The 6734-nt window shown below is 67.8% G+C and carries 5 protein-coding genes; 4 read left to right on the top strand and 1 reads right to left on the bottom strand.

Translation table 11 applies throughout. The annotated features are described in order from the left end of the window. Positions 1-146 precede the first annotated feature (146 nt). Positions 147-1727: a sulfatase-like hydrolase/transferase gene (locus ACIRON_RS25885; RefSeq protein ID WP_402996860.1), complete on the bottom strand. Its 1581-nt coding sequence runs from the start codon at positions 1725-1727 to the stop codon at positions 147-149. A 146-nt stretch (positions 1728-1873) separates the two neighbouring features. Here ACIRON_RS25885 and ACIRON_RS25880 point away from each other — a divergent pair, with 146 nt between their 5' ends. The 4 genes from ACIRON_RS25880 to ACIRON_RS25865 all read left to right on the top strand — a co-directional run bounded on the left by ACIRON_RS25880 (position 1874) and on the right by ACIRON_RS25865 (position 6610). Continuing rightward, positions 1874-2977 carry a glycosyltransferase gene (locus tag ACIRON_RS25880; protein ID WP_402996858.1) on the top strand — a complete coding sequence of 368 codons (1104 nt, stop codon included), beginning with the start codon at positions 1874-1876 and terminating at the stop codon, positions 2975-2977. Positions 2978-3085: 108 nt separating this feature from the next. After that, entirely contained in the window at positions 3086-3805 is a 720-nt protein-coding gene (locus ACIRON_RS25875) for a succinate dehydrogenase cytochrome b subunit (protein ID WP_402996856.1), read from the top strand. Between the two features lie 13 nt (positions 3806-3818). Then, positions 3819-5873 (top strand): fumarate reductase/succinate dehydrogenase flavoprotein subunit, encoded by a 2055-nt coding sequence (locus ACIRON_RS25870; RefSeq protein ID WP_402996854.1) that lies wholly within the window; start codon positions 3819-3821, stop codon positions 5871-5873. Continuing rightward, positions 5870-6610 (top strand): succinate dehydrogenase/fumarate reductase iron-sulfur subunit, encoded by a 741-nt coding sequence (locus tag ACIRON_RS25865; RefSeq protein WP_402996852.1) that lies wholly within the window; start codon positions 5870-5872, stop codon positions 6608-6610. The genes ACIRON_RS25870 and ACIRON_RS25865 overlap by 4 nt, the downstream gene beginning before the upstream one ends. Positions 6611-6734 lie beyond the last annotated feature (124 nt).

Raw genomic sequence — 6734 nt, 5'->3', positions numbered from 1 at the left:
CGCCGTCCACTAAAACAAACCCTCTTTTTATTTTTTTTGATTTTTCTTTCTCTTCCCCCGGGGGGGCTGGTTGGGGAGCGCCGCTCGGTCGTGGGCCGGGCCATCCGGGGGCCCGGCCCCCCCCCCACTACCCCGATCCGGCAGCCTCAGAGCCCCGCCAGATCAAGCGGTCCACCCGCGGCGTACATCTTCTTGGGGCAGCTGTCGCCGGAGCAGTCGCGGTACTTCTCGGTCAGGTCGGCCAGCTGCGAGACCGTCTCGGCGTGGCTCGGGTCGTCGGCGAGGTTGGTCATCTCGTACGGATCGGTGGCGCGGTCGTAGAGCTCGACCTCGCCGTTGTCGAGCTCTACATAGGTCCACGGTCCCACGCGCACGCCGGACCAGAGCCGCGAGGTGCCGTCGGTGGTCGGCCACGCCTCGATCGGGACGACGCGGGTCTGCTCGGGCGCGCGCAGCCACGGCATGATGTCGATGCCGTCGGGCTCGTGCGGGTCACCCGCGCCGGCCGCCGCGAGCAGCGTCGTGGCGATGTCCGGGTTGGTCAGCGTGGTCGCGACCTCGCGCCCCTTCGGTACGCCGGGTCCGCTCATCAGCACCGGGATCCGCAGCGACTCCTCGTAGTACCAGAGCTTGCCGTTGAAGTTGTGGTAGCCGCTCGAGAAGCCGTTGTCGGAGGTGAACACGACCAGCGTGCGCGCCAGGTCGCCGCTCTTCTTCAGCCCGCCGAGCAGGGAGGCGATGTTGCGGTCCAGGCTGCGTGCCGACTCGATCCGCCGCTGATAGGAGAGCCGGTAGGCGTCCTTCTCGATCTGCGAGGGGTTCTTCCGCGACGGCGACCCCTTCGGGAACTTCTTGCGCGCCTCCGGGAACAGGTTGGGCTGCTGCGGGATGGGCTTGTCGGCGTACGCGTCCCGATCCTGCTCGTCCGGCACCGGCACGCCGATCGCGCCCTTGGTGCCCGGGAAGCGCTGCTTGGGGTCGCCCTTCTCGGTCGGGCCGCCGATGTGCGGTGCCACGTAGTTGACCCACTGGAACCACGGCTTCCCCGCGGCCCCCGGCTTCTTCCGCCCATCCTTGAGCACAGCCTTCAGCGCCGCCTGCGCCTGCTTGGTGATGACGGTGGTCGAGTAGCCCTTCGGCTTGACCAGGCGTCCGCTGACGTTGAACTTGGCGCCCAGGTAGTTGTACGTCGAGGGGTCGACGGTCGCGCGCCACTCGTCCCACCCCGGTGGCAGGTCGCGCTCGCTCCCCGCCTCGCCGTACTCGTTGAGGTACTTCCCGGTGAACACGGTCGCGTAGCCCGCCTCCTGCAACGAGGTGGCCAGGGTCGCGGAGTCGTCGAAGGACGGATAGCCGCCCTCGGGACCGTGGATGGTGTGGGCACCGTGGTTGTGGGCGTACTGCCCCGAGAGCAGCGAGGCGCGGGCCGGCACACAGATCGGCGTCGGCGCGACCGCGTCGGTGAAGGTCACCCCGCTCTCGCCGACCAGCTTCTTCACACTCGGCAGGTAGTCCATGTCGAGGGCGGAGAGGTCATCGACCGTGATCATCAGCAGGTTGGGCTTCTCGACCGGCATCTCGAAGGCCGGCGTCGCCGTCGAGGGCTGCTCAGAGACGTGCTCGGCAGACGGCTGCTGGGTCGGCGCCCTGCCACAGCCCGACATCCCCACGAGCCCGGCCACCGCGAGTGCCGCCGAGAGCGTTCGCACCCGTCTGGTTACCGCCACTGATCGTCCTCATCACACTGTTCGTCGCTGGTCGTCGTCGCTGGCGCCCGCCCGGCCGCGCGGAAAGCCTGCCACTATGCCGATGGTTCATCCCAGATCAACGCACGCGTCGTGCTCTCGCCATCCCCGGGCAGGACGCTGGTCCTATGAAGATGGCGCTGGTCACCGAGAGCTTCTTTCCTACCATCGATGGTGTCACAACCACGGTGAAGGCCATCGCCGACCGCATGATCGAGTCGGGCCACGAGGTGCGGTTCATCGCACCCGGCCCCGGTCTCCCGGTCTATCGCAACAGCCGGGTCGTCCGCGTCTCGCCGATCGCCAAGACCGGCCGTCAGGTACGCAGCGCCCTGGAGGCCTTCGAGCCGGACGTCGTGGTCACCTTCGATCCGGGCCGCCTGGGCCGCAAGGCGCTCTCCTCGCCGACGGCTGCCACGGCGACCACCCTGGTCGTCCAGCAGTCCCCGCTCTCCCCGAAGACGGCGCTCACCTGGAGCGCCTCGATCGCCGCGTACGCCGATGAGATCTTTGTCACAAGCGAGTTCCTGCGCCGCATGCTCGCGACGATCGACGTCGCCTCCGAGGTGTGGGAGCCGGGGGTCGACGCGGCCGCGTTCTCGCCCAGTCTGCGCGACGGCTGGCTCCACCGCCGCTGGTCCAGGTCGAAGTCCCGCCCGACACCTCTGGTCGTGGTCGGCTACGCGGGCAACCTCGCCAAGAGCCATGGCGTACGCCGCCTCGCCGAGCTCACCGTGGTGCCCGGGATCCGCCTCGTCATCATCGGCGACGGACCCCAGCGCGGATGGCTCAAGCAGCGGGTCCCGCAGGCGAAGCTGACCGGCCCGCTCGGCACCGGCGACCTGGCCATCGCACTGGCCTCGCTCGACGTCCTCGTCCACCCCGGCGAGGAGGAGGGATGTGGCCACATCCTGCGTGAGGCCGCGGCCAGCGCCCTCCCGGCGGTCGCCCCGCGGGCCGGCGCGGCCGCTGAGATCGTCCAGCACATGGAGACCGGGATCCTCTACAACCCGGCCCGCGCCCGCGAGCTCGCGGACGCCGTCGCCTCGGTCGTCTCCGACCCCCGGCGACACCTGCTCGGCGACCGCGGTCGGGAGCTGGTCGCGACGCGCCCGTGGACCGATGCGGCCGACGATCTGCTGGCCCGTCTGGTCGCGCTGCGCGAGGCCCGGTCCTCACGATCTCACGCCATCGCCACGGAGAATGCGCACCCTGCTGTTAGGCTTGCCTAACCCGTTACAAAGATACTCATCAGTAACCCCACCCGCCCCCGCAGCGACGAAAATGTCACATACTCCCTGCGTTCAAGTTCGGGTATGAGGGGTAGTAGCGTGCGTGCCGTGGCAACCACGACTCTGATCAAAGGCGCGCGGTCGACGCGCTCGACGATCGCCCTGAAGCTCCTTATGGCGGCCAGCGGCATCGTCTTCATCCTGTTTGTGCTCCTGCACATGTACGGCAACCTCAAAGCGTTCAGCGGCGAGCTGGCCTACAACGAGTATGCCGAGCACCTGCGTACGTTCGGGGAGCCGATGCTGCCGTACGGCGGCCTCCTCTGGATCCTGCGAGTGGTGCTCCTGGCGTCGCTGGTGGCTCACGTCGGCTCGGCGGTGGCGCTCTCGATGCGCGCTCACGCGCAGCGCCCGGTGAAGTACGCGGTGAAGAAGAACAAGGCTTCGTCGCTCTCCTCGCGCACCATGCGCTGGGGCGGCGTGGCCCTGCTCCTCTTCGTCGTCTGGCACCTGCTCCAGTTCACCATCGTCAAGATCAACGTGGGCGAGGGCGGACAGGCCGCGGGCATCACCGAGAACCCGTACCGGCTGTTGACCGCGGCGTTCCAGCCGGAGCAGTGGTGGATGGTCCTCATCTACCTGTTCGCCATGCTCGCGCTCGCGTTCCACCTGCACCACGGCACCTTCAGCGCCATCCAGACGCTCGGGTTCACCAACACCGCTGAGTCGCGTGCCAGGGCCCGCGTCGCCGGCTGGGTCGTCGCGATCGTGATCGCCGGCGGCTTCTCGCTGGTCCCCCTGTTCACCGTCTTCGGCGTCATCTCGTAAGGACATCTGACACATGGCTGCTGGAACCCACTACCTGCCCGGCCTCACCCCGACCAACGAGGCCTCGGTCCAGAAATCCGACGACGCCGCTGGCTACTACGTCCTCGGCGACAAGCTGGTCGACCCGAAGACGCCCACCGGGCCGATCGCGGACCGCTGGACCACCCGCAAGTTCGAGAACCGTCTGGTCAACCCGGCCAACCGACGCAAGCTCGACGTCATCATCGTCGGCACCGGCCTGGCCGGTGGCGCCGCGGCTGCCACCCTCGGCGAGGCCGGCTACAACGTGAAGTCCTTCTGCTACCAGGACTCCCCGCGTCGTGCCCACTCGATCGCCGCCCAGGGCGGCATCAACGCCTCCAAGAACTACAAGTCGGACGGCGACTCGGACTACCGACTCTTCTACGACACGGTCAAGGGCGGCGACTACCGCTCGCGCGAGTCGAACGTCTACCGCCTCGCCGAGGTCTCGACCAACATCATCGACCAGTGCGTGGCGCAGGGCGTGCCCTTCGCCCGCGAGTACGGCGGCCTGCTGGACAACCGCTCCTTCGGTGGCGTCCAGGTCTCGCGTACGTTCTACGCCCGCGGTCAGACCGGCCAGCAGCTGCTGCTCGGCGCCTACCAGGCCATGGAGCGTCAGGTGGCCGCCGGCACCGTCGAGCAGTTCACCCGGCACGAGATGCTCGACGTGATCATCGTCGACGACCGTGCCCGCGGCATCGTGGCCCGCGACATGGTCACCGGTGAGATCGAGACCCACCTGGCCGACGCCGTCGTGCTCGCCACCGGCGGCTACGGCAACGTCTTCTACCTCTCGACCAACGCGATGGGGTCGAACGTCATGGCCGCATGGCGCGCGCACCGCAAGGGCGCCTACATGGCCAACCCCTGCTACACGCAGATCCACCCGACCTGCATCCCGGTCACCGGCGCGCACCAGTCGAAGCTGACGCTGATGTCGGAGTCGCTGCGTAACGACGGCCGCATCTGGGTGCCGAAGAAGGCCGAGGACTGCACCAAGGACCCGCGCGAGATCCCCGAGGACGACCGCGACTACTTCCTGGAGCGGATCTACCCGGCGTTCGGCAACCTGGTCCCCCGCGACATCGCCTCGCGTGCCGCGAAGTACATGTGCGACGAGGGCCGCGGTGTCGGACCGGAGGTCGACGAGACCCAGGCCGACGGCACGGTGAAGAAGTTCCGCCGCGGCGTCTACCTCGACCTCGGTGCCGCGATCGAGCGGCTCGGCAAGGACAAGATCGAGGAGAAGTACGACAACCTCCTCGACATGTACGAGCGGATCACCGGCGAGAACCCCTACGAGGTGCCGATGCGGATCTACCCCGCGGTGCACTACGTCATGGGTGGGCTCTGGGTCGACTACGAGCTCCAGACCAGCATCACCGGTCTGTTCTGCACCGGCGAGGCGAACTTCTCCGACCACGGCGCGAACCGCCTCGGCGCCTCGGCGCTGATGCAGGGCCTGGCCGACGGCTACTTCGTGCTGCCGAACACCATCACCGACTACCTCGCCGACGGGCCGTTCGACAAGATCGACGAGTCCCACCCGGCCGTGGTCGAGGCTCTCGAAGGGGTCACCTCCCGGGTCGAGAAGCTGATGAGCATCAACGGCGAGCGCTCCGTGGAGTCCATCCACAAGGAGCTCGGTCAGATCATGTGGGAATACTGCGGGATGGACCGCCGCGAGGAGGGTCTCAAGACGGCCATCGGCCTGATCCGGGAGCTCAAGAAGGAGTTCTGGACCAACGTCAAGGTCCTCGGCTCCGCCGACTCCCTCAACCAGGACCTCGAGAAGGCCAACCGCGTCGCGGACTTCATCGAGCTCGGCGAGCTCATGTGCATCGACGCGCTCAACCGCCGCGAGTCCTGCGGCGGCCACTTCCGTGGCGAGTCCCAGACCGAGGAGGGCGAGGCGATGCGTCACGACGACGAGTTCTCCTACGTCGCGGCCTGGGAGTTCGGCGGCGAGGACGGCGCCCCGATCCTCCACAAGGAAGACCTGATCTACACCGCCATCGAGATGAAGCAGAGGTCCTACAAGTGAAGCTGACGCTGAAGATCTGGCGGCAGGCCGACGCGTCCGACAAGGGTGCGCTCAAGACGTACGAGCTGGACGGGGTGTCCTCGGACATGTCGTTCCTCGAGATGCTCGACCTGCTCAACGAGCAGCTCCTGCACAACGACGAGGAGCCGATCGCGTTCGACTCCGACTGTCGCGAGGGCATCTGCGGCATGTGTTCGCTGATGATCAACGGCGAGGCACACGGCCCGGAGGTCACCACGACCTGCCAGCTGCACATGCGCTCGTTCAACGACGGTGACACCATCACCATCGAGCCGTGGCGCGCCTCGTCGTTCCCGATCGTCAAGGACCTGATCGTCGACCGCTCCGCGTTCGACCGGATCATCCAGAACGGCGGCTACATCTCGGCCAACACCGGCTCGGCCCCCGAGGCCAACTCGGTGCCCGCGCCGCGTGACAAGGCCCAGCGTGCCTTCAACACGGCCACCTGCATCGGCTGCGGCGCCTGCGTCGCAGCCTGCCCCAACGGCTCCGCCTCGCTGTTCCTCGGCGCGAAGATCACCCACCTCGGTGAGCTGCCGCAGGGCCAGCCGGAGCGCTACTCGCGCGTGCAGTCCATGGTCGGCCAGCACGACGCCGAGGGCTTCGGTGGCTGCACCAACATCGGTGAGTGCGCCGCCGCCTGCCCCAAGGAGATCCCGCTCGACGTGATCTCGCAGCTCAACAAGGACCTGCGCAAGTCGCTGATCCTCGGCTGACCGTCTGGTCGCCACACGTCAGAAGGGCCGCCCTCCTCCGGGAGAGCGGCCCTTCTAGCATCTGCCGAGGCGTCAGGTACGTCGGCCGAAGCGTCACGCGCGTCGGCCGAGAAGTCACCGTCGT

The sequence above is a fragment of the Nocardioides sp. NPDC101246 genome (genome assembly GCF_044767415.1).
Taxonomy (GTDB): Bacteria; Actinomycetota; Actinomycetes; order Propionibacteriales; family Nocardioidaceae; genus Nocardioides.
The sequence above is the reverse complement of the archived record's forward strand: the minus strand, read 5'-3'. Positions and strand labels throughout refer to the sequence as shown.

Coding starts and splice junctions, on each gene's coding strand:
- ACIRON_RS25880 (WP_402996858.1), top strand. CDS start 1,874: ATGAAGATGGCGCTGGTCACCGAGAGCTTCTTTCCTACCATCGATGGT.
- ACIRON_RS25870 (WP_402996854.1), top strand. CDS start 3,819: ATGGCTGCTGGAACCCACTACCTGCCCGGCCTCACCCCGACCAACGAG.